The 21106-nt window shown below is 56.8% G+C and carries 21 protein-coding genes; 15 read left to right on the top strand and 6 right to left on the bottom strand.

Going from position 1 to position 21106, the window contains the following annotated elements; translation table 11 throughout:
* Positions 1-185: 185 nt before the first annotated feature.
* Both BKP64_RS18880 and BKP64_RS18875 read left to right on the top strand, forming a co-directional pair.
* The gene (locus BKP64_RS18880; RefSeq protein WP_070973787.1) at positions 186-1778 is read left to right on the top strand and encodes an MFS transporter; all 1593 of its coding nucleotides are present in this window, start codon (positions 186-188) and stop codon (positions 1776-1778) included.
* A gap of 161 nt (positions 1779-1939) precedes the next feature.
* A complete protein-coding gene (locus BKP64_RS18875; RefSeq protein WP_070973425.1) occupies positions 1940-2356 on the top strand; it encodes a globin family protein in 417 nt (138 codons plus the stop codon).
* A gap of 70 nt (positions 2357-2426) precedes the next feature.
* On the opposite strand, the gene BKP64_RS18870 is transcribed toward BKP64_RS18875, so the two are convergent.
* Positions 2427-3929 carry an MFS transporter gene (locus BKP64_RS18870; protein ID WP_070973423.1) on the bottom strand — a complete coding sequence of 501 codons (1503 nt, stop codon included), beginning with the start codon at positions 3927-3929 and terminating at the stop codon, positions 2427-2429.
* Positions 3930-3975: 46 nt separating this feature from the next.
* Positions 3976-4437 (bottom strand): universal stress protein, encoded by a 462-nt coding sequence (locus tag BKP64_RS18865; RefSeq protein WP_070973421.1) that lies wholly within the window; start codon positions 4435-4437, stop codon positions 3976-3978.
* Between the two features lie 298 nt (positions 4438-4735).
* Between BKP64_RS18865 and BKP64_RS18860 the strand changes: the two genes are divergently transcribed.
* Together BKP64_RS18860 and BKP64_RS18855 are read left to right on the top strand one after the other, a co-directional pair.
* On the top strand, positions 4736-6058 hold the full coding sequence (locus BKP64_RS18860) for an MFS transporter (RefSeq protein WP_070973418.1): 1323 nt from the start codon (positions 4736-4738) through the stop codon (positions 6056-6058).
* Between the two features lie 125 nt (positions 6059-6183).
* Positions 6184-7011, top strand: a complete 828-nt coding sequence (locus BKP64_RS18855) for an ion transporter (RefSeq protein WP_070973416.1) — start codon at positions 6184-6186, stop codon at positions 7009-7011.
* A gap of 16 nt (positions 7012-7027) precedes the next feature.
* Here BKP64_RS18855 and BKP64_RS18850 read toward each other — a convergent pair whose 3' ends face one another.
* Positions 7028-7405 (bottom strand): SirB2 family protein, encoded by a 378-nt coding sequence (locus BKP64_RS18850; protein WP_070973414.1) that lies wholly within the window; start codon positions 7403-7405, stop codon positions 7028-7030.
* Between the two features lie 126 nt (positions 7406-7531).
* Between BKP64_RS18850 and BKP64_RS18845 the strand changes: the two genes are divergently transcribed.
* From BKP64_RS18845 to fabB, 3 genes are all read left to right on the top strand, one after another.
* Positions 7532-8716 carry an NnrS family protein gene (locus BKP64_RS18845; RefSeq protein WP_070973413.1) on the top strand — a complete coding sequence of 395 codons (1185 nt, stop codon included), beginning with the start codon at positions 7532-7534 and terminating at the stop codon, positions 8714-8716.
* Between the two features lie 163 nt (positions 8717-8879).
* A complete protein-coding gene (gene fabA / locus BKP64_RS18840) occupies positions 8880-9389 on the top strand; it encodes a bifunctional 3-hydroxydecanoyl-ACP dehydratase/trans-2-decenoyl-ACP isomerase (protein ID WP_070973410.1) in 510 nt (169 codons plus the stop codon).
* 11 nt (positions 9390-9400) lie between these two features.
* Positions 9401-10612 (top strand): beta-ketoacyl-ACP synthase I, encoded by a 1212-nt coding sequence (gene fabB / locus BKP64_RS18835; protein ID WP_070973408.1) that lies wholly within the window; start codon positions 9401-9403, stop codon positions 10610-10612.
* Here the strand turns inward: fabB and BKP64_RS18830 are convergent.
* The gene (locus tag BKP64_RS18830) at positions 10599-10955 is read right to left on the bottom strand and encodes a helix-turn-helix transcriptional regulator (RefSeq protein WP_070973406.1); all 357 of its coding nucleotides are present in this window, start codon (positions 10953-10955) and stop codon (positions 10599-10601) included. The two genes, fabB and BKP64_RS18830, sit on opposite strands and share 14 nt — an antisense overlap.
* Positions 10956-11151: 196 nt before the next feature.
* Here BKP64_RS18830 and trhP point away from each other — a divergent pair, with 196 nt between their 5' ends.
* The 8 genes from trhP (at position 11152) to BKP64_RS18790 (ending at position 19112) form a co-directional block, all read left to right on the top strand.
* On the top strand, positions 11152-12471 hold the full coding sequence (gene trhP / locus BKP64_RS18825) for a prephenate-dependent tRNA uridine(34) hydroxylase TrhP (protein WP_070973404.1): 1320 nt from the start codon (positions 11152-11154) through the stop codon (positions 12469-12471).
* 318 nt (positions 12472-12789) lie between these two features.
* On the top strand, positions 12790-14238 hold the full coding sequence (gene sufB / locus BKP64_RS18820; RefSeq protein WP_070973402.1) for a Fe-S cluster assembly protein SufB: 1449 nt from the start codon (positions 12790-12792) through the stop codon (positions 14236-14238).
* A gap of 66 nt (positions 14239-14304) precedes the next feature.
* Positions 14305-15078 (top strand): Fe-S cluster assembly ATPase SufC, encoded by a 774-nt coding sequence (sufC, locus tag BKP64_RS18815; RefSeq protein WP_070973400.1) that lies wholly within the window; start codon positions 14305-14307, stop codon positions 15076-15078.
* A 12-nt stretch (positions 15079-15090) separates the two neighbouring features.
* Complete coding sequence (gene sufD / locus BKP64_RS18810) at positions 15091-16377, top strand: Fe-S cluster assembly protein SufD (protein ID WP_070973398.1); 1287 nt, start codon at positions 15091-15093, stop codon at positions 16375-16377.
* Positions 16378-16383: 6 nt separating this feature from the next.
* Entirely contained in the window at positions 16384-17637 is a 1254-nt protein-coding gene (locus tag BKP64_RS18805; protein ID WP_070973395.1) for an aminotransferase class V-fold PLP-dependent enzyme, read from the top strand.
* Positions 17638-17650: 13 nt separating this feature from the next.
* Positions 17651-18004: a HesB/IscA family protein gene (locus BKP64_RS18800; RefSeq protein ID WP_070973393.1), complete on the top strand. Its 354-nt coding sequence runs from the start codon at positions 17651-17653 to the stop codon at positions 18002-18004.
* Positions 18005-18108: 104 nt separating this feature from the next.
* Positions 18109-18651, top strand: a complete 543-nt coding sequence (gene sufT / locus BKP64_RS18795) for a putative Fe-S cluster assembly protein SufT (RefSeq protein WP_070973391.1) — start codon at positions 18109-18111, stop codon at positions 18649-18651.
* Entirely contained in the window at positions 18651-19112 is a 462-nt protein-coding gene (locus BKP64_RS18790) for a SufE family protein (RefSeq protein ID WP_070973389.1), read from the top strand. Before sufT ends, BKP64_RS18790 begins: the two co-directional genes overlap by 1 nt.
* 22 nt (positions 19113-19134) lie before the next feature.
* Here the strand turns inward: BKP64_RS18790 and BKP64_RS18785 are convergent, their stop codons facing one another.
* Positions 19135-20349: a flagellar assembly protein T N-terminal domain-containing protein gene (locus BKP64_RS18785; protein WP_070973786.1), complete on the bottom strand. Its 1215-nt coding sequence runs from the start codon at positions 20347-20349 to the stop codon at positions 19135-19137.
* A gap of 40 nt (positions 20350-20389) precedes the next feature.
* On the bottom strand, positions 20390-20938 hold the full coding sequence (locus BKP64_RS18780; protein WP_070973387.1) for an LPP20 family lipoprotein: 549 nt from the start codon (positions 20936-20938) through the stop codon (positions 20390-20392).
* Positions 20939-21106 lie beyond the last annotated feature (168 nt).

The following is a 21106-nucleotide window of genomic DNA, read 5'->3' as shown; positions in this document are numbered from 1 at the left end:
TTTATAGATTTTAAAAGCCAAAAACACAACCGGGATATGTCCGGTAAACGAGCTGGTCCGGACACCGGTTTGTCCTTGAGAAATATCAAGAATGACTCCCTGCTCCTCTTTGCACAATGGTGTCGAGAAGCCCGGATTCCGCCCTGAATGCGGTCATGGGTATGTTAACCGAGGGAGTCAAAATCATGGCGAAAACCAACGCGGACATCGAACACTGGGATGTCGAAAGCGAAGAATTCTGGGAGCGGGAGGGCAAACGCATAGCCTCCCGCAACCTGTGGATTTCCATACCCAGCCTGCTGATAGGCTTTGCCGTCTGGCTGATGTGGGGAATGATCACCACCCAGATGAAGAACCTGGGCTTTCCCTTCAGCATTGACCAGCTATTTACCCTTTCTGCGATTGCAGGACTGTCTGGCGCCACCTTGCGGATTCCCGCCTCGTTCATGATCAAGATTGCCGGCGGGCGCAACACCGTATTCCTGACCACGGCGCTGCTGATGATCCCGGCGGCTGGCACCGGCTTCGCCCTGATGAATCCGGACACGCCCTTCATCGTTTTCCAGGCCCTGGCATTGCTCTCGGGTATTGGTGGCGGTAACTTCGCCTGCTCCATGAGCAACATCAGCACCTTCTACCCGAAAAGCAAGCAAGGTTATGGCCTGGGTATGAACGCCGGGCTGGGTAACTTCGGCGTGACCACCATGCAGGTGGTGATTCCGCTGGTGATGACCGTTGGTATTTTCGGCGCCCTGGCAGGTGATCCGATGCAACTGCAAAGCCCGAGCGGCACGCTGATTGGCCGTATCGAGGCAGGCACTGACACCTGGATCCAGAACGCCGGCTTTATCTGGCTGGTGTTCCTGATTCCGCTGGCGTTTGCCGGATGGTTCGGCATGAACAACCTGAAAGTGGTTACTCCAAATCCAGGCAACCCTCTTTCAGCGTTTGGCAAGATCCTCGGACTCTATGGGGTTGGCCTCCTGGCGTCTGTTGCCGGCGTCTGGGTCCTGAGCGTGCTGAATATGTGGCTGGCCCTACCGCTGACCATCATTCTCACATTGATTCTTCTGCGCCTGATCCCGGGCGACATCAAGCCCAACATACAGAACCAGTTTGCGATCTTCAGCAACAAGCACACCTGGTCCATGACCGTGCTCTACATCCTCACCTTCGGTTCTTTCATCGGTTTCTCCGCTGCGCTGCCGCTGTCCATCAGTGTTATCTTCGGCAACATGATGGACGTCGCTGCCGACGGCACCGTAACCCGGGTGGTAAACCCTGATGCGCCGAGCGCATTGACCTGGGCCTGGATGGGACCGTTTGTGGGCGCCCTCATCCGCCCTGTCGGCGGCTGGATCTCCGACAAGGTCGGCGGCTCCATCGTTACCCAGATCATCTCGGTGGTCATGGTGATAGCCTCCGTGGCCACCGGCTATGTGATGATGCTGGCGTATAACTCAACCGATCCGAACGCCTACTTTGCGCCCTTCCTGATTCTGTTCATCATCATGTTTGCGGCCAGCGGTATCGGCAATGGCTCCACTTTCCGCAGTATCGGGTTCATCTTCAACCAGCAACAGAAAGGGCCGGTTCTAGGCTGGACCTCAGCGGTTGCAGCCTACGGTGCCTTCATTGCGCCACGGGTTATGGGCCAGGAAATTCAGGCTGGCACTCCGGAAGTGGCCATGTACGGGTTTGCAGTATTCTACGCGCTCTGCCTGGTGGTTAACTGGTGGTTCTATCTGCGCAAGAACGCGTACATAAAGAATCCTTGATACTGAGTTCGCGTATAAACCGGCGCCCGTCAAGGGCGCCGTTTTTTTGTCTGCAACATCCCACCACAGGCTGCCCGCTTCACCTGACAAATGACGGATTGGCTGGCAAATGCTAGATTTAAGATAATGGTTTAAAGTTCAACAGAATCAGGGAGCCTGCCATGTCCTTCGAAGAGCTCTTTGACGCAAGTTACGAACGCGTCCTTCACCCCCCTCCTGGAGCCCCTGACTTTTTTGAAGCCTTCTACCGCCGATTCCTGATGTCTTCGCCAGAAGTACGGATACTGTTTCGTAATACAGACATGGCAGTTCAGCGAAGCATGCTGAAAAAATCCTTTTTCAGTCTCATAGCATTCTACGCCAGCGGCAGCGTTGACGATGTCCTCCACCGAATTGCCTGCCTGCACAGCGCCCGCTATCTCAATGTTAAGCCCCACCTCTACGACCTCTGGCTCGACTGCCTGACGGATACGGTAAGAGCCTATGACTGGGAGTTCAGCGACGATATCGAACTGGCCTGGAGGTTGGTTCTGAATCCTGGAATCACTTACATGAAATTCGGCTACGATCACTTCTGATCTGAGGCACACAAACAAAAAAAAGGCCGCCGGGCAATGCCTCGGCGGCCTTTTCTTCGACAGTGCCGGGTTAGCTGATAGCGGCAGCCTGCCGGCGACGCTCTTCCTCTTCAATCTGGAGGTCCACAGAGGACACCTGGTATTCGTCTGCAAACCCTGATTCCGGCTCTTTCAGCCACATCATGCATAACAGCCAACTGATGAAGGCGCCGCCGGCAATGATGTAGAAGAACTGAGTCGGGGTTACGAAGGTGAAGATGGTCAGGTACACCACTGCACCCACGTTGCCATAAGCCCCGGCCATACCGGAGATCTGCCCGGTGAGGCGTCGCTTGATGGAGGGGATGATGCCAAAGGTTGCACCCTCGGCACCCTGCACGAAGAACGAGGTGAATACGGTAATGCCCACGGCAATAATCAGCGGCCAGTTAGAGTTCATCAGACCCATCAGCGCGAAGCCCACCGAGATGCCAAACATGTAGCTGAGCATCACAAACCGGCGGTTGCCCATACGGTCTGAAACCAGGCCACCCATCGGGCGTGCCACCAGGTTCACGAAAGCGAAGGAGGCAGCGATAAGGCCAGCGGCGGTCGCACTCAGGCTCCAGGTTTCCTCGAAGAACATCGGCAGCATGGACACCACTGCCAGCTCGGCACCAAAGTTGGCGAAGTACGTGCTGTTTAGCGCAGCCACACTGTTGAATGGGTATTTGTCGTCCTCAGGCACGCCCTGTTTGAGCAACGGAACGTTTACCCGGAGAATCTGGATAATCTGATAGCACACAATGGCCACGATCATGGTGTAGCAGATCGCAGCTCCGGTGGCGCTCAGGTACCCCATGTTCTCGATGCGCCATACCAGGATGCCGAGCACACCGACCAGCGGAATGGTCCAGAGGATCAGCTTGATCATGTCGCCCCAACTGCTGACCTCCAGTGCCACGGCCTTGCGAGGCTTGCGGTGAACAGTGCCAACAGGACCGTCGGTAATCGCAAACCAGTAGTAAACGCCGTAGGCCGCCATCACGATCGCGCTCTGGGCGATCGCCCAGCGCCAGCCATCTTCACCGCCATACATTTGCAGGGCGATGGTCGGCAGAGTGATTGCAGCAGCGGCGGAACCGAAATTGCCCCAACCCGCATAGAAGCCTTCGGCAAAGCCGATGTCTTTCGGTTTGAACCACATGGCGGTCATGTGGATGCCCACCACAAAGCTGGCACCGATGGAGCTGAGCACCAGGCGGCTGACCAGGAGCTGTGTCATGGTGTTACCGAAGGCAAACACCAGCGCCGGAATGGACATCAACACCATCAATACAGAGAACACGCGCCGGGGCCCGAAACGGTCCAGAGCCATGCCCACGATAATCCGGGCAGGTATGGTCAGCGCCACGTTGCAGATCGCAAACAGGCGAAGATCGTCTGCGGTAAGCCAGTTGACGCTCTTGAGCATGCTGGATGCCAGCGGCGCCATGTTGAACCACACATAGAAGGTTATAAAGAATGCAATCCAGGTCAGGTGCAAAGCCCTGATCTCCGGGTTCTTGACGTGGAAAACGTCTGCGACTTTCATGTCAGCCTCCCGGGCTTTCAGATACAGAAGCGGTTAAGCCCCAGGCTCAACGGCTGGGCAGAATAAGAAGCGGGCACTGGATACGGCGGGCGAGGAAGGAACTCACGCTGCCGAAGGTCATGTAGTCCAGTTCGTCCACGAAATAGGTCAGCGAGCGGGCAATGAAGCCACCATCCGGCTCATGGCTGTGGCGTGCAATTACCAACATCTCCGGGTGGATTTTTTTCTCCGCTGCATACAGCAGCATCTTTCTGGGGTCGCCCTCCAGAAGCATGGTTTCAGCCGCGATCTGCTCCTGCTGGCACACCTCCATGGCCTCTGCGAGATGCCCCTTCAGATCAGCCACTTCCTGCTGGAACAGGTCCTCATTTCCGGATGTGATATCCCGGGGATTTTCAGCCACTGCAACCAGGGTGATTACGGGCTTGAGGTCGCGGAACATGGTGATGGTCTGGGCCAGTGCCAACCTGGCATTCCGCGAACCGTCGTAGGCAATCATGATTTTCATTTTGCGGGTTCTCCCAAAGGCGCTTTCGACGCCCCTGCGAGAGGCGCCCATTGATATCTGTCAGCATTAGCCCACACTCAGGTGCCGACCATATTTGACGTAAATCAACCTTGATAGCGCCTACCCCACGAGAGAAATCAAAGGCCTATCCCCCTGGCTACAAAAAACCCCAATCGCCTACCACCAGCGCACCCAGCAGGAGGTACCTCCAATGCCCCGCATCGAAAGACCCTGTTTTTGTTAAGGTTTAAGAGGTGTTTTCAGACGTCATTTGATCAAAGTCCGGAGGGAACGGAGCATGGCCAACATCCCGTCAAAGTCAGAACAAAACCGTGCGCTCGGTTTATCCACGTTTGCCTTCACCCTGTGCTTTGCGGTGTGGACCATTTTCTCGATTATTGGCATCCGACTCAGCGAAGACCTGGGGCTGTCGGATACCCAGCTTGGCCTGCTGATGGCCACCCCTATTCTCACCGGCTCTATCAGCCGGCTGTTCCTGGGCATCTGGACGGACCGCTACGGGGGCCGTTGGGTGTTCGGCATCCTGATGCTCACTACTGCCGCGTGCGTGTATTTGCTCACCTTCGCAACCACTTACCTTATGTTGCTGGTGGGCGCCCTGGGGGTTGGCCTGGCTGGCGGGGCCTTTATCGTCGGGGTCGCCTACACGGCGGCATGGTTTGAACCGGAACGCCAGGGAACTGCTCTGGGGATTTTTGGCGCGGGCAATGTGGGTGCTGCGGTGACCAACTTCGGGGCCCCATTCCTGCTGGTCGCCTTCGGGTGGGAGAGTACTGCACAGATCTACGCCACTGTGCTGGCAGTCATGGGTGTGATCTTCATACTCCTTGCCAAAGAAGACCCAATGGCGGCCGAGCGGGCCGGCACCAAGGCCAAATCCTTCATGGAGCAGATGGAGCCACTCCGTGAGCTGAGGGTCTGGCGATTTGCCCTGTATTATTTCTTCGTGTTCGGCGCCTTTGTCGCCCTGGCACTCTGGCTACCCCACTTCCTGATCGGCGTCTACGGACTGGACATCAAGACTGCAGGTATAATCGCGGCGCTCTACACCATCCCGGCATCGCTGTTTCGCATCCTGGGAGGCTGGATGTCGGACCGCTTCGGCGCCCGCCGGGTCATGTACTGGACCTTCGGCGCCTCGGTTGTATGCACCTTTCTGCTGAGCTACCCGCCCACGGAGTATGTGGTGAATGGCATCGAAGGCGATATCCGCTTTACCCTGGCGATGAGCCTGCCAATGTTCGTGGCACTGATCTTCACCCTCGGCTTCTTCATGTCCCTGGGCAAGGCCGCGGTCTACAAGCACATTCCCGTGTATTACCCCATGCATGTGGGCGCCGTCGGCGGCGTGGTGGGTATGATCGGGGGCCTCGGCGGCTTTATTCTTCCACTGACCTTCGGCGCACTGAATGATCTCACTGGCATCTGGCAGAGCTGCTTTATGCTGATGTTCGTCATCGTCGCTGCTGCCCTGATCTGGATGCATTATGCCATCCGGTCCGCAGAGCGGGTCGAGTGGGCTGCCAACGAGGAGAGAACCGATCTGCCGGAGCTGGCCTCTCCCCAACTTTTCTACCCACTGAATCGAAAAAAACCGTAACCGGAATTGTTGATTTCGCCTCGCCGCCCCCGTCTTCGGGGGCTTTTTTTCGCGTATAATCCGCGTTCACACAGGAGCTCGGCGAGCCTCTGTCTGCTGCCCGACTACCTCTGGAGCGTTAACGTATGTCCCCGGAAATGAACCCTGCCTCAGGCTTCAACCAGTTGCGCCAAATCGAATCCAGCAAGATCTTTCAGACTTTGGTGATCACCATCATCATCCTGTCCGCACTGACCATCGGCGCCAAGACCTACGACTTGCCAGTCCTGGTGGAACAGAGCCTGACGGTGATGGACAACGCCATCACCGTGTTTTTCCTGATCGAGATTCTGTTCCGCTTTTCTGCCAGCCCGGTCAAACGGCGCTTTCTCCTCGACGGCTGGAACCTGTTCGATACCCTGGTGGTCATCGGCAGCCTGATTCCGCTCGACAACTCGGAAGCAGTGTTGCTGGGGCGTCTGTTGAGAGTGTTCCGGGTGTTGCGTCTGGTGTCGGTGGTGCCGGAGCTGCGCTTTCTGATCAACTCCCTGTTAAAAGCCATCCCGCGCATGGGCTACATCGCTCTGCTGATGTTCATTATTTTCTATATCTACGCGGCCATGGGCTCGATGTTCTTCGCCAGCGTCGATGACAAGCTATGGGGCGATGTCGCCATTGCCATGCTCACGCTGTTCCGGGTAGCCACCTTTGAAGACTGGACGGACGTCATGTATGCCACCATGGAGCAATACCCGCTCAGCTGGATTTACTACCTGACATTCATCTTCCTGACTGCTTTCGTGTTCCTGAACATGATGATCGGCGCAATTCTTGAGGTCATGAGCGAAGAACAGAACGCCAAGGAGGCGCAGAAGGCCCACGACGAGCGGGACGAGATTACCCGCCAGCTCCAGGGTGTACAGCAACAGCTGGAGGAGCTGACGAGGCAGGTTGCTGGCAGGGACCGGGAATAGCGACAGAAATAAGCGTTTACCAGAAGACCGGCTTATTGACTGCCAGATGGAAAATGGCTGTGATCTGTACCAGTGCAATTACAGCCGCTGCCACCCGCGCCGGGGTTCCGAGCGTTGTTTTCAGCGCAAACAGACCGGCGATAATGTAACCAATCAGCAGAAAGATCTTGGCTGTCAGCCAGCCGTGCACAAACGGCATCCAGGGCGTTACAAACAACAGGCTGATGGCCGCCACCAGCAGGATGGTGTCGTTCGCGTGAGGAATCCAGCGCAGCGGCGTTTTCCGCCAGTCAGGCTTACCAACCCCATCCAGCAACAGACGCAAGGCAAACAGCACTACCGTGAGGTAGGCTGCGGTCATATGGATACTTTTCAGAATCAGGTAACCACTCATAAATCATCCTTTTGTGAATCAAAATGATAGAGGAATTGTACGCAGAAATACCCCCTACCGGGTATGTTCTTTCTGACGCCTCACATATAACATGTATAGCACTTATATGTATTAGCGGAGGCAATCATGCAGGCGACCCCAAAAACCCGTCAAACCGATGCCGCCAGCATCAGCCAGCTGTTCAGCTACCCGTTCCGGATTTTCTTCCTGTCCATGACGGTACTGGCACTGCTCGCCATTCCCCTCTGGGTCATGCAGGTTAATGGTATTATCAACCTGCCCCTGGCCTTGCCGGGCCTGTTCTGGCACCAACATGAGATGCTGTTCGGTTTCCTGTCGGCCGCCATCGCCGGTTTCCTGCTAACCGCCGTCTGTGTCTGGACCCAGACGGAGCGCACCCACGGATTGCGCCTGGTACTGCTCTGGGGAGTCTGGCTGGCTGGCCGTCTTTTGCTTGCCTTCGGTGCCGGCGTCCCGGACTGGCTGGTGCATGCCGTGAACCTGGCCTTTCTGCCACTGGTCATGCTCGATGCCGGCTGGCGGATCTGGCATGCCCGTCAGAAGCGGCAGCTGCTGATCCTTCTGGTTCTAGGGCTGCTCTGGCTTCTGCAGATAGGATTCGTAACCCGGCTGGACATGACCTTCAGTTACGGCGCCCTGGTCATGGCCATGGCGCTTATCAGCATCATTGGCGGGCGTATCACTCCCGCCTTCACCACCGGCTGGCTTCGTCAGCGAGGGTTGGACAGCACCACCGTGAAAACCATTCCAGCACTGGATATGGCCACCTTGTTCAGCCTGATTGTGCTTATGGTCTCACTGATCACGGGCGGGCAAACCGTGACCGGCGTATTGGCTGCTGTTGCAGGCACCCTGATGCTGGTGCGACTGGCCGGCTGGAAAGGCTGGCTGGTTCGCAGAGACCCACTACTCTGGGTTCTGCACCTGTCTATCCTCTGGGTGCCTGTGGCACTGTTCCTGCTGGCCGGCACATTGCTTGCCGGCTGGCCATCCAACGCCTGGAGCCACGCCGCCGGCACGGGCGCAGTGGCATGCCTGATTCTCGGTGTTATCGCCCGGGTTTCCCTCGGCCACACGGGTCGGCCACTGGTTCTGCCCAAAGGTATGGTGACCGCATTTTTCGCGATTCATCTGGCTGCACTTATCCGGGTCCTGACAGCCTTCGGGGTGGTCGGCTGGAATCCGGGCATCGGCGCCAGCGCGCTGCTCTGGTTGTTCGCGTTCAGTATGTTCCTGTTCCGCTACACCCGGGTACTGACCAGTCCACGCCCGGACGGCCGCGAGGGATGAGTTGCTGATACCCTCCAGCGCCACCCTCTCCCCGGCAGATCTTTGATGGCCGCCCCCCTCATCCCGGCAAAAAACCGACAATCATCCACTAAAGGTCAATAGATCATTGCCAAATACGCGCTAAAGTATGAGGAAATCATTTTGTAACAGAGATACTGGCACTATGAACCCGGATCATTTTGATAAAGAAGACCTGATCAAATGTGGCCATGGCACGCTCTTCCCTGGCTCCATGCGTCTGCCCATTGATGAGATGCTGATGTTCGACCGCGTCATTCATATAGCTGATGACGACGGTCTGTTTGGCAAGGGCAGTATCGTGGCCGAACTCGACATCAACCCGGACCTCTGGTTTTTCAAGGTGCACTTTGTTGATGATCCCGTTATGCCCGGCTGCCTGGGACTGGACGCCATGTGGCAACTGGTGGGTTTCTTTCTCGCCTGGGGGGGCGGAGAAGGCAAGGGACGCGCGCTGGGTTCCGGTGAAGTGAAATTTACCGGCCAGGTGCTGCCCACCGCCAAGAAGGTGACCTATCGCCTGGACCTCAAGCGCGTGATCAGGCGCAAGCTGACTATGGCAATTGCTGATGGCCGGATGGAAGTGGACGGCCGGGAAATCTACACTGCCAAAGACCTCCGGGTTGGCATGTTCACCTCCACCGATGATTTTTAGGAGTTAACAAGATGCGTCGTGTTGTAATCACCGGTATGGGCATTGTTTCCAGCCTTGGTACCAACCAGAAGGAAGTCACTCAGTCCCTCAGGGAATCCAGGCCCGGCATTGGCTTCAGTGAAGAGGCTCGGGACAATGGCCTGCGCAGTCATGTCTGTGGCCAGATAAACCTGAACCTTCAGGAGCTGATTGACCGAAAACTCTTCCGGTTTATGTGCCCGGCCTCTGGTTACACTTACCTGGCCACCCGTGAAGCCATTGAGCAATCCGGGCTCACGGATGAGCACATTCGGGCGAACTCCACCGGCGCCATTTTTGGCACGGGCGGCGCATCGACAGTTGAGCTACTGGACGCCATTGATACTCACCGCGCCAAAGGCATTCGCCGGGTAGGCCCTTACCGGGTGCCTCGCACAATGGGCAGCGCGATCAATGCATCCATCGCAACCGCCTTTGGCATTACCGGCGTGAACTACGGAATCACATCGGCCTGCGCCACCAGCGCCCACGCCATCGGCCACGCTGCAGACCTGATCGCTCTCGGCCGTCAGGACATTATGCTTGCCGGCGGCGGCGAGGACATCCACTGGACACTGAGCCTTCTGTTCGACGCCATGGGTGCCCTGTCCACCAAATATAACGATACGCCCGAAACTGCATCCCGCACCTATGACGGTTCCCGTGATGGTTTTGTTATTTCCGGTGGTGGGGGAACTCTGGTTCTGGAAGCCCTGGAGCATGCGGAAGCACGGGGCGCCACCATTCTCGGGGAGCTGGTCGGCTTCGGTGCCACGTCCGACGGGGCCGATATGGTGGCTCCCAGCGGTGAAGGCGCGGTCCGCTGCATGCAGCAGGCCATGAAAAACGTCAAAGGCGAAATCAGCTACATCAATACCCACGGCACCAGCACACCGGCCGGGGATGTAACTGAGCTGAAGGCACTGAAACAAACCTTCGGGGATAACATTCCGCCACTGAGTTCAACGAAGCCTCTGTGTGGACATGCCCTGGGTGCCGCTGGCGTGCACGAAGCCATCTATAGTCTCATCATGCAACGGGAAGGTTTTATTGCTCCGTCAGCCAACATCCAGACACTGGACGAAGAGGCCGAGGGTTACCCGATCGTACGCGAGCGCATGGACAACCAGAGCCTGGACCTGGTTATGAGCAACAGCTTCGGCTTTGGTGGAACCAACGCCACACTGGTCTTCAAGAAAACCTGATCGAGCGGTACTCAGCCGGAGAAGTGCCCATCCAGCGCTTGAAAGCCCGGCTGAACGCGCTCAGCTCCGAGAACCCAAGCTGCTCGGCAATCTCCACCAGCGGCTTGGTCTTATCCTGCATGTAAGTCAGTGCCTGCTTACGCCGGACATCTTCTAAAAGGCGGGCAAAGGTCAAACCCTCCCGCCTCAGTTTCTTGTGCAGGGTGTAACGGCTCATGTGCAGTTGTGATGCCACAACCTCCACGCCTACCTTACCCCGTGCCAGCTGAACACTGATCAGCGAACTCACGCGCGCACTCAGCGAAACACGAGCCACCTCCGGCCTCAGAGGCTCTGATGCCATACCAAACTCCTCCTGATGCTCTTTCTCGACCCAACAAGTCACGCAAACAGCGTACACGTGTTAGCTGAAAACAATCAATAATACCCTTGCGCAGGATCAAGGGAAAGCCCGCCAAATTCCGGCAAAATGCCCACCTTTTCGATACGGCGGACCTGTATCCGCAATCAAAAGCAGTACAAACCTTCCTGGAGCCGACATGAAAACCCCGGAACTGCTCGCCCCCGCAGGCACCCCCGAACACCTTGAAACGGCTTTCGCCTATGGCGCGGATGCTGTCTACGCCGGTCAGCCCCGCTACTCTCTGAGAGTAAGGAACAACAGTTTCAAGAACGTTGCAGCCCTGGGCGCGGGAATTGAACGAGCCCACCAGTTGGGAAAACAGTTCTACCTTGTATCAAACATAGCACCTCACAACAGCAAGGTGCGCACCTACCTGAAAGATCTGGAGCCGGTTCTGGAGCTGAAACCGGATGCCCTGATCATGTCAGACCCTGGCCTGATCATGCTGGTTCGCGAAAAATGGCCGGATCAGCCCATTCACCTTTCTGTTCAGGCAAACGCCGTTAACTGGGCGACTGTGGAATTCTGGAGAAGGCAAGGCATCAGCCGCGTCATTCTTTCCCGGGAGCTGGCGCTCGACGAAATTCGGGAAATCCGGGACCGAGTGCCGGCGATGGAACTGGAAGTCTTCGTGCATGGCGCCTTGTGTATGGCCTATTCCGGTCGTTGCCTGCTGTCCGGGTATATGAACCACCGTGATGCAAACCAGGGGGCCTGCACGAACGCCTGCCGCTGGAATTACAAAGAAGTGCAGCACAGCCAGGACCAGACCGGCGATCTGATCGCGACTTCCGCCACCAACGCCGCTCAGGACGTCGAGCCTCGCGAGATCCTGCTGGAGGAACCCAACCGTCCTGGCGGCTTTATACCGGCCTACGAAGATGAACACGGCACGTACATCATGAACTCCAAAGACCTCCGCGCGGTTCAGCACGTGGCGGAGCTGGCAAAAATGGGCATTCATTCTCTGAAAATCGAAGGCCGGACCAAAAGCAGCTATTACGTGGCCCGCACTACTCAGGTTTACCGGCGCGCTATTGATGAGGCTTTACACGGCAAACCCTTCGACATGAGCCTGATGGACGAACTCGAAGCCCTTTCGAACCGGGGCTACACCGAAGGCTTCCTGCGCCGCCACCTGCCCCAGGAGTACCAGAACTATGAACAAGGTTCCTCCTATCCGGGAAGCCAACAGGTCGTCGGCGCCATTATCAACGATGATGGCAAGTGGCTGACCATTGAGGTGAAAAACAAATTTGCGACCGGCGATCAGCTGGAGCTGATTAATCCGTCGGGCAACCTCCGGTTTTGCACAAGCACCATGGAGAGCATCAACGGGGGCAAAATGGACTATGCACCAGGCAGTGGCTACACCGTTCGCATTCCACGCCCCGCGGGCACGCCCGAGAGCCTGGACAACAGCTACCTGACCAGGGTCTTTCAACCAGAGACCTGACTCGTCACACCCCTTCCCTTGGTGCCCGGTGCCCTGATTACTGTATAATCAGGGCACGCACAATTTAATACCTGACTATTTTACTATGGTATTGTACAATAGCTCGCCAGAAGCAACGGAACGGGCCTGCTTTCTTGTTTATAAACAACGCAAGCCCACGATATCCGTCATCCAAAAACCGATTGCAGGGCGTATCCATCAGGTGAGCGACCACTGCAACACCCAAACTGATGACATACGCCCGACGGCCAGATAACCCTGGCCGTCGGCACACCAAGGGCCAAACGGCCCGTGATGAGAGAATACGGAGCGACGATCATGGCGACCACCGACAAAGAGGTGAACGAGCTGATCAAACGGGAATACGAACACGGTTTCATAACCGACATTGAATCCGACACGTTTGAGCCCGGCCTGAATGAAGACGTAATCGCCCGCCTTTCCGGGATCAAGAAAGAACCGGAATGGATGCTGGAGTGGCGCCTGAAAGCCTATCGTCGCTGGCTCGAAATGGAGGAGCCAGACTGGGCGCATGTTGGCTACCCCAAAGTCGACTACAACTCGATTTCATACTATTCCGCGCCCAAGCGCAGGGAAGACATGCCCCAGAGCCTGGATGAAGTCGATCCCGAGCTGCTCAGGACATACGAAAAGCTGGGCATTCCCCTGCACGAGCGCGAGAAACTTGCCGGCGTAGCGGTGGATGCGGTGTTCGATTCCGTTTCCGTCGCAACCACCTTCAAGGAACCGCTGGCCAAGGCCGGTGTAATCTTCTGCTCCATCTCGGAAGCAATCCAGGACTACCCCGAACTGGTCAAAAAATACCTGGGCTCGGTGGTTCCTGCGGGCGACAATTTCTTTGCCGGCCTGAACTCAGCGGTCTTCTCCGACGGCACCTTTGTGTATGTGCCGAAAGGCGTGCGCTGCCCCATGGAACTGTCCACCTATTTCCGCATCAACGCGGCCAATACCGGCCAGTTTGAGCGCACCCTGATCATTGCCGAAGACAGCAGCTACGTGAGTTACCTCGAAGGCTGCACCGCACCCATGCGTGACGAGAACCAGTTACACGCGGCTGTGGTTGAGCTGGTGGCGCTGGATGACGCCCAGATCAAATATTCGACCGTCCAGAACTGGTATCCGGGCGACGAAGAAGGCAAAGGCGGCATTTTCAACTTTGTCACCAAGCGCGGCGCCTGCATCGGCAAGAATTCAAAAATTTCCTGGACCCAGGTCGAGACCGGTTCTGCTGTAACCTGGAAATACCCGAGCTGCGTCCTGCGGGGCGAAAACAGTGTTGGTGAGTTCTATTCAGTCGCGCTGACCAATAACTACCAGCAGGCGGATACCGGTACAAAGATGATCCATCTGGGCAAGAATACCTCCAGTACCATCATCTCCAAAGGCATCTCTGCCGGCAAAAGCTCCAACGCCTACCGGGGGCTGGTCAAGTTTGGCCCCGGAGCAGAGGGTGCGCGCAACTTTACCCAGTGTGACTCGCTGCTCATTGGTGATCGTTGCGGCGCGCACACCTTCCCGTACATTGAAAGCAAGAACAAGTCTGCCATCGTGGAGCACGAGGCCACCACCTCCAAGGTTAGTGACGAGCAAATGTTCCTCTGCCGCCAGCGTGGTATTGAGCCGGAGCAGGCCGTGTCCATGATCGTAAACGGTTTCTGCAAAGAGGTGTTCAAGGAACTCCCGATGGAGTTCGCAGTGGAAGCGGGCAAGCTGCTCGAGGTAAGCCTCGAAGGTTCTGTTGGCTAACAGCAGTGCCAGCCCCGGACACTGACAAACGAATTCATACAGATTAACGAAGAGAGAATCCCACAAATGCTGAGCATCAAGAATCTGCACGCATCGGTTGATGGCAAAGAAATCCTCAAGGGCATCAACCTGGAGATCAAGGCCGGGGAAGTTCACGCCATCATGGGCCCGAACGGCTCGGGCAAGAGTACTTTGTCCCAGGTGCTGGCAGGCAACGAAGCATTTGAAGTCACTGACGGCGAGATCACGCTGAACGGCGAAAACCTGCTGGATCTGGAAACGGAAGAACGCGCACGTGAAGGCATCTTTCTGGCATTCCAGTATCCGGTGGAGATTCCGGGCGTCAGCAACCTGCAGTTCATGCGAACCGCGGTTAACGCCATGCGGGCGCACAAGGGCGAGCCGGAGATGAACGCGGCGGAATTCATGAAGCTCGCGCGGGAAGTATCCAAACAGGTCGACCTGGACCCGGCCTTTCTTAAGCGCGGGGTGAACGAAGGCTTCTCCGGTGGAGAAAAGAAGCGTAACGAAATCATGCAGGCGCTGTTGCTCCAGCCGAAACTGGCGATTCTGGATGAAACCGACTCGGGCCTCGATATCGACGCCCTGCAAGTCGTTTCCAACGGCGTTAATGCTCTGCGCGCCGAAGACCGCGCCATTTTAATGGTGACCCACTACCAGCGCCTGCTGAACCACATTGTGCCAGATCATGTGCACGTGCTGGCCGGCGGCAAGATCGTCAAATCCGGTGGCCGTGAGCTGGCGCTGGAACTGGAAGAGCGCGGCTACGGCTGGCTGGGCATCAAGGACGAAGAAACTGCCGACAGTTCAGCCAACTAAGGAGCTCGCGGAATGAAACCAGCACCCACTCTTTCCACCGCGTTCCTGCACCCGGCCGGGCAGTCCCTGCCAGAGCCGCTGCTCACGCTGCGCAAACAGCGTGGCACCGCTCTGGTAGAAATGCCGCTACCAACGCGCAAAACCGAAAACTGGAAGTACTCCAGCAAGTACCTGAAGCTGACGGACGACATGGCCATTTCTCTGCCGGCAGAAGGCAAGACCGGCAGCAGCCTGGCTGTGCCGGGCTATAAGGTCGTGTTTCTGAACGGCGTGATGATGCCGGAGGCCTCCGAGTATCCGGACCTGGATGGCATCAGCATTCAAAGCTTCAGTGACCTGAGCGACAAAGAGGCCGCCGAACTGGCGGATCGCCTGGACAGCACTCTGGACAACAAGGCCGTGCAGCTGGCCCGACTCAACTCCGCGCGTTTCGAGGACGGCCTGCTGGTTCGACTGAAGCCGGAGGCAGTTCTTGACCAGCCCCTGTTTATCGTTCACGAAGTGACTGCAAACGCCAGTGGGTCTGCCTTCCCGCGGATTTTTGTCGATGCCGGTCGTCACAGCCAGATCACAATGGTCGAGGAATACATCTCCAGCGGTGCAGAGGCGGTGATGGTCAATACCGTCACCGAGTTCAATCTGGCCGAAGGTGCCAACCTCACCAGCATCCGCCTGAACATGGAAGGCGAGAACGTTCAGCACATCGGCGCGACCGGCGTGCGTCAGCATGGCAGCTCCCGGTTCGAAAGCCACTGTGTTGGCTTTGGGGGCCCCCTGCGCCGCCACGACCTGCAGGTTCGACTGGAAGGTGAAGGTGCCGAATGCAAACTCAATGGGGTCGTGGTAACCCAGGGTAAACAGCACTATGACAACCACACCAACATTGAGCATGTGGCGGCCCACTGCAACAGTGAGGAAAACTACCGCAACATCGCTGCGGATCAGTCCCATGCGGTCTTCAACGGACGGATTCATATCCACCAGGACGCCCAGAAGTCCATCGCAGATATGAACAACAAGAACCTGTTGCTGTCCAACGGAGCTGAGATCGATACCAAACCGGAGCTGGAGATCTACGCGGACGATGTGAAATGTGCCCATGGCGCCACCATCGGCCAGCTGGATGAAACCTCCCTGTTCTATCTGGTGTCCCGTGGTATTGGCCGACGCGAGGCCAATGTTTTGTTAACCATGGCCTTTATCAATGAGCTGGTTGAACAGATTCCGGTGGAGGCGGTCAGAGAAACCGCTCAAACACGACTCAACCAGTTCTTCGATCAGACGTTCGAGGAGGCGTAACCGGTTATGACGGATTTGTCCGTGGCAAACGCAGCCAACAAGCCGGCGTTCGATGTAGAAGCTATTCGCCGGGACTTTCCCATCCTGTCACAACAGGTGAATGGAAAGCCGCTGGTGTATCTGGACAACGGTGCATCGGCCCAGAAGCCGGTTGCCGTTCTGGATGCCATGGACCGTTATTACCGGGAAATGCATTCAAACGTTCACCGTGGAGCACACACCCTCGGAGACCGTGCAACCGCAGCTTTCGAAGGCGCCCGGGAAACCGTACGCAACTTCCTGAATGCGGAAAGCACCCGGGAAATCATCTGGACCCGGGGCACCACAGAGGCTATCAACCTGGTGGCGAACGGCCTGGCACCACGCCTGAACCCGGGCGATGAGATCCTGGTCAGTCAGATGGAGCACCACGCCAACATTGTGCCCTGGCAGATGATCGCCGAGCGCACCGGCGCGAAAGTTGTGCCCATCCAGATTACCCCGGAAGGCGAGCTTGACCTGGAATCCTTCACCAGCCTGCTCAACGACCGAACCCGGATTTTCGCGATTACCCATGTGTCCAACGTTCTGGGCACGGTGAACCCGATTACCGCATTGATTGAACAGGCCAAGGCCCGCGGCATTCTCACCCTGGTGGATGGAGCCCAGGCGGTCCCCCACTATCAGCCGGACGTGCGGGCGCTGGGCTGTGACTTTTACGTGTTCTCGGCGCACAAACTGTTCGGGCCCACCGGCATTGGCGTGCTGTATGGCAAGGCGCAGTTGCTTGAGGAAATGCCTCCCTACCAGGGCGGCGGTGAGATGATTGAGCGGGTATCCTTCGAGCGAACTACCTGGAATACCCTGCCCTACAAGTTCGAAGCGGGCACACCGGCCATTGCCGAAGCAGTTGGCCTGGGCGCCGCCATCGACTACCTGGACAGCATTGACCGACGCGCGATGGAAGCGGCGGAAATCGCCCTGCTTGAGCGGGCGAACCAGCTGATCGAGACCGTGCCGGGCATGGAGATTATCGGTACTGCGGAACGGAAAGTTCCTGTGATGTCCTTTAAAATTGCCGGACTACACCCCAGTGATATTGGCACACTGCTGGACCAGCAGGGAATCGCGATTCGTACCGGTCACCACTGCGCCATGCCGCTGATGGATTTCTACGGAGTTCCCGGTACTGCCCGGGCTTCCTTTGCATTTTATAATACGTTGGACGAGGTGGAACAACTGTTTGCCGCCCTGCAGAAAGTCCAGCGCCTGTTTGCCTGATGGAGGTGGAATCATGACAGCTGAAGTCTTCACCCCGACCGTTGCCGTCACCATGACGCCCAGTGCGGTCAAGCACGTGCGCAAACAACTGGATAAAAAGCCGGAGGCCAAGGGCATCCGGCTGGCTATCAGGAAAAGCGGTTGTTCCGGCTTCAAATATGAAACCCAGTGGGTGGATGAAGCCACGCCGGACGACCGGATTTTCCACATTGATGGCGTCGATGTGTTTGTGAAAGAGGAACATTTGCCACTGGTTAACGGGATCGAGATCGATTTCGTGACCGAAGGCGTGAACTCCATGTTCCAGTTCCGCAATCCGAATGCCACCGCCGAGTGCGGCTGCGGAGAAAGTTTCACGGTGGCTTGATCGCCCTCTCTCCCTTGGCAAAATCGGCAGTAACAGATAGGTAGGTCGGAATAGCGTAGCGTGATCCGACAACACAGATTGAAAACAGTGAGGCCCGAACAGGCATGCAAGAACGGGAAGTGGTCCTGACCAAACGTGAGGTGGAAGCCCGCCTTGTTCCCGCCGGAACCGAAATCATGATCCCGGCAGATACCTTTGTGACTATCACCCAGTCACTGGGGGGCACCTTCACGGTGGCGGTAAATGGCAACCTTGCCCGTATTGAAGGTCACGACGCTGACGCTCTTGGCAAACAGCCACTGGAAAGCAGCTTTGATACGCCGGAAGACGGAACCGTCAACGAGAATCAGGTATGGGAAGCTCTCCGGAACTGCTACGACCCTGAGATCCCGGTTAATGTGGTGGATCTGGGGCTGATTTACGAGTGCAAAATTGAAAACGGTACCGAAGATGGCAACCAGGTTCACATCTTGATGACCCTGACCGCAGCCGGCTGTGGCATGGGGCCCGTGATCTGCGACGACGTCAAACGCAAGGTTGAGCATGTTCCGAATGTGGATAAGGTAACCGTGGACCTGACCTTCGATCCGCCCTGGAATAACGACATGCTGACAGACGAAGCCAAGCTCGAACTGGGAATGCTGTAATGAGCGCAAGTGAACAGGACTTTCTGAACAACCCGCTGGGCGCCGAAACCACCCTCGATGATGTCACCGACGCGTTCGAATTTCTGGATGACTGGGAAGAGCGCTATGCCTACATCATCGATCTCGGCAAGCAACTGCCGGCATTTCCGGAAGAGGCCCGGGTCGAAGAAAACTACGTCCATGGCTGCCAAAGCCAGGTATGGCTGATCCATCACTACGATGAAGCCAGTGGCAAACTCTACCTGCTGATTGACTCGGACGCGATGATCGTTCGCGGCCTGGCGGCTATTATCCTGGTAGCCCTGAACGGCAAGACTCCCAGAGAGCTGCTGACTACCGACATTGACGAGCTGTTCGAGAGCCTCGATCTTTTCCGTCACATCTCTCCGACCCGCGGCAACGGCCTGCGCGCCATGGTCAGTAAAATCCGGGATATTGCAGCAACCGAAGCCGCTGCCTGACGCTCTTTAAGCGGCTCGGGGCCTACCAGATGACCGCAATATCATCCCGCTGGATATTGACCTGCCCACTAATCATCGGCATCTGGCCGTTACTGAAATCCGGGTGAACATTGTTCAGGGTTACCGTTAACCCTGCATTCCTGAGTTCGGGGGTAGCCCCGGGCGCATCAAAATACCGGGCACTTCGGTAGAGGTGTAGTTCATCACCGGGACGGAGCCCAGCGGTTGCTCCGGACTCCAGGGTGACATTGTGACCATCCACTCTCGCGATCCGTGTCATGAAAGGCTGGCAGGCCACCGCTTCCGTCACCGCTTGGGCCATGTTGCCAATCACCTCTCCCACAGCCTTACCGTAAGCGGTTTTCTGAAAACCGGCTGAACCGAATCCGGACGAAGCGCCGGGGCCCGCATCCCATGCGGCGGTCGCGGCAAACTGCTCCTGATACACCGGTGAACCACTGAACCCATCAAAAACCATCAGATCCACAACGAAGCGACGCCCCTCATCCACAGCACCGATGCTGCGCTGCATTTTGTCCAGAACTGACGATCCCCAGGCTGACGGATCGGCAACGCCAAGGTCACGAATCACGCCAGTCACCACGAACTGCACCCCCATCTCCCGGGCCAGCTGAAGCACGTTGGTGAGCCGGTTACTTCCCTGCTGAACTGTCGGGGCGTTCCGCAGATCGTCGAACATTCGCAAGGTGGTGGCGCCAAAGACCTGAAGCAGGCCTGCGCTTCGCAGTTGCGACTGCAATTGCTGCGGCAAAATCTCGCCGGCATCATCAATGCGCCCGACGCGAGCCTGCGCCGGATACAGTACCGGAAAACCGGTTATTGCCACGCGTTTTTTCAGGCGCGCAGCCTCACCCGCACTGCAAGCGCCACCCTGACCTTGAGACATTTCGGCCCTTACGATAACCCGCAGCAGGTTGCCACTCCGATACTCGTCCACGATCCGGGCATTTCTGGCCTGCGCACTTGAGGCTACCTGCATCCGCGACTCCGTAAGCACACCGTTTTCCATGGTATCTCTGGTGCTGACCTGCGCTTCGTACTGCAACGCAAGATCACGGAACGCCGCTTTCCGGGCTTCAGCCCTTGCAGTGTCCAAGTCTCCACCATGAATACTGGCGTGCCCAACACCCTCCAGAACGATGGCCTGAACATTGGTGGCAAAGACCAGGAGAATGGCCAACACAGAGCGCATAAGCACCACAGAACAAAGCCTCATTGGAATGGTATCCCGATCATTCATTCTTCCCGTTATCAAATCAGTCCAGGTAATAGAGTGAGTCAACGCCCCTGCTCTGGACATCGCCAATACTGTCATTGTCACGGGGCATGGGAATGGGGCACAAGTCCTGAACCTGGTCATCCGCAACCTTTGACACGCAGGCACGGAACCTGGGCTCAAGCTTCAGTTCCATGACCGTTTCGACAACACCGTCGCTGTGCTCGTTCACCGCGACCATCTTGGCACCCCGAATGTAGCTATCGACGTAGGTACGAAAAACATCATTGCGAAGAACAAAATCATTTACCGTAGAGCTGCCGTAAATCACCGTGCCATACACCCGCTCTGCGAGGTTGCGGTAGGCATCCAGCTGAGACGCACGTCTGGCCAGAAGCCGTTTGCGCGTATTGAGGCGATCCTTGGACGCATCCTCATACGTACCGAAACCACTGACACGAACGGTAATAGGTTCCAGGTTCGTCTGGCGCTGATTGTCTTTCCTGTCGCTATCCCGATAGCTCCCGACTGGCGCGCAGGCAGCCAGCGTCAGAACCAGCAGGGGAACAAATATCCAGCGAAGGGTCATTTTTTTCTCTCCGAAAACGTCATTTGACGACTGCCATGAAAAAATCACGCCAATATTGATAACCCTCTGATATCTCAGTGGGTCTATTAAAACCCACGCCACTGGCAGCCCGGAGCGGCAAAAAACTGCCTACGTTACACATCGAAAACAAACCGTTACCGCTTATGT

The organism is Marinobacter salinus, from assembly GCF_001854125.1.
Classification (GTDB): Bacteria; Pseudomonadota; Gammaproteobacteria; order Pseudomonadales; family Oleiphilaceae; genus Marinobacter; species Marinobacter salinus.
Note: the sequence above shows the minus strand (reverse complement) of the source record. Positions and strands in the feature narration are given on the sequence as shown.

Bases quoted from the DNA above. Each gene is read 5' to 3' on its own strand.
- BKP64_RS18880 (WP_070973787.1), top strand. From the start codon at position 186: ATGGCGAAAACCAACGCGGACATCGAACACTGGGATGTCGAAAGCGAA.
- BKP64_RS18875 (WP_070973425.1), top strand. From the start codon at position 1,940: ATGTCCTTCGAAGAGCTCTTTGACGCAAGTTACGAACGCGTCCTTCAC.
- BKP64_RS18870 (WP_070973423.1), bottom strand. From the start codon at position 3,929: ATGAAAGTCGCAGACGTTTTCCACGTCAAGAACCCGGAGATCAGGGCT.
- BKP64_RS18865 (WP_070973421.1), bottom strand. From the start codon at position 4,437: ATGAAAATCATGATTGCCTACGACGGTTCGCGGAATGCCAGGTTGGCA.
- BKP64_RS18860 (WP_070973418.1), top strand. From the start codon at position 4,736: ATGGCCAACATCCCGTCAAAGTCAGAACAAAACCGTGCGCTCGGTTTA.
- BKP64_RS18855 (WP_070973416.1), top strand. From the start codon at position 6,184: ATGTCCCCGGAAATGAACCCTGCCTCAGGCTTCAACCAGTTGCGCCAA.
- BKP64_RS18850 (WP_070973414.1), bottom strand. From the start codon at position 7,405: ATGAGTGGTTACCTGATTCTGAAAAGTATCCATATGACCGCAGCCTAC.
- BKP64_RS18845 (WP_070973413.1), top strand. From the start codon at position 7,532: ATGCAGGCGACCCCAAAAACCCGTCAAACCGATGCCGCCAGCATCAGC.
- fabA (WP_070973410.1), top strand. From the start codon at position 8,880: ATGAACCCGGATCATTTTGATAAAGAAGACCTGATCAAATGTGGCCAT.
- fabB (WP_070973408.1), top strand. From the start codon at position 9,401: ATGCGTCGTGTTGTAATCACCGGTATGGGCATTGTTTCCAGCCTTGGT.
- BKP64_RS18830 (WP_070973406.1), bottom strand. From the start codon at position 10,955: ATGGCATCAGAGCCTCTGAGGCCGGAGGTGGCTCGTGTTTCGCTGAGT.
- trhP (WP_070973404.1), top strand. From the start codon at position 11,152: ATGAAAACCCCGGAACTGCTCGCCCCCGCAGGCACCCCCGAACACCTT.
- sufB (WP_070973402.1), top strand. From the start codon at position 12,790: ATGGCGACCACCGACAAAGAGGTGAACGAGCTGATCAAACGGGAATAC.
- sufC (WP_070973400.1), top strand. From the start codon at position 14,305: ATGCTGAGCATCAAGAATCTGCACGCATCGGTTGATGGCAAAGAAATC.
- sufD (WP_070973398.1), top strand. From the start codon at position 15,091: ATGAAACCAGCACCCACTCTTTCCACCGCGTTCCTGCACCCGGCCGGG.
- BKP64_RS18805 (WP_070973395.1), top strand. From the start codon at position 16,384: ATGACGGATTTGTCCGTGGCAAACGCAGCCAACAAGCCGGCGTTCGAT.
- BKP64_RS18800 (WP_070973393.1), top strand. From the start codon at position 17,651: ATGACAGCTGAAGTCTTCACCCCGACCGTTGCCGTCACCATGACGCCC.
- sufT (WP_070973391.1), top strand. From the start codon at position 18,109: ATGCAAGAACGGGAAGTGGTCCTGACCAAACGTGAGGTGGAAGCCCGC.
- BKP64_RS18790 (WP_070973389.1), top strand. From the start codon at position 18,651: ATGAGCGCAAGTGAACAGGACTTTCTGAACAACCCGCTGGGCGCCGAA.
- BKP64_RS18785 (WP_070973786.1), bottom strand. From the start codon at position 20,349: ATGAGGCTTTGTTCTGTGGTGCTTATGCGCTCTGTGTTGGCCATTCTC.
- BKP64_RS18780 (WP_070973387.1), bottom strand. From the start codon at position 20,938: ATGACCCTTCGCTGGATATTTGTTCCCCTGCTGGTTCTGACGCTGGCT.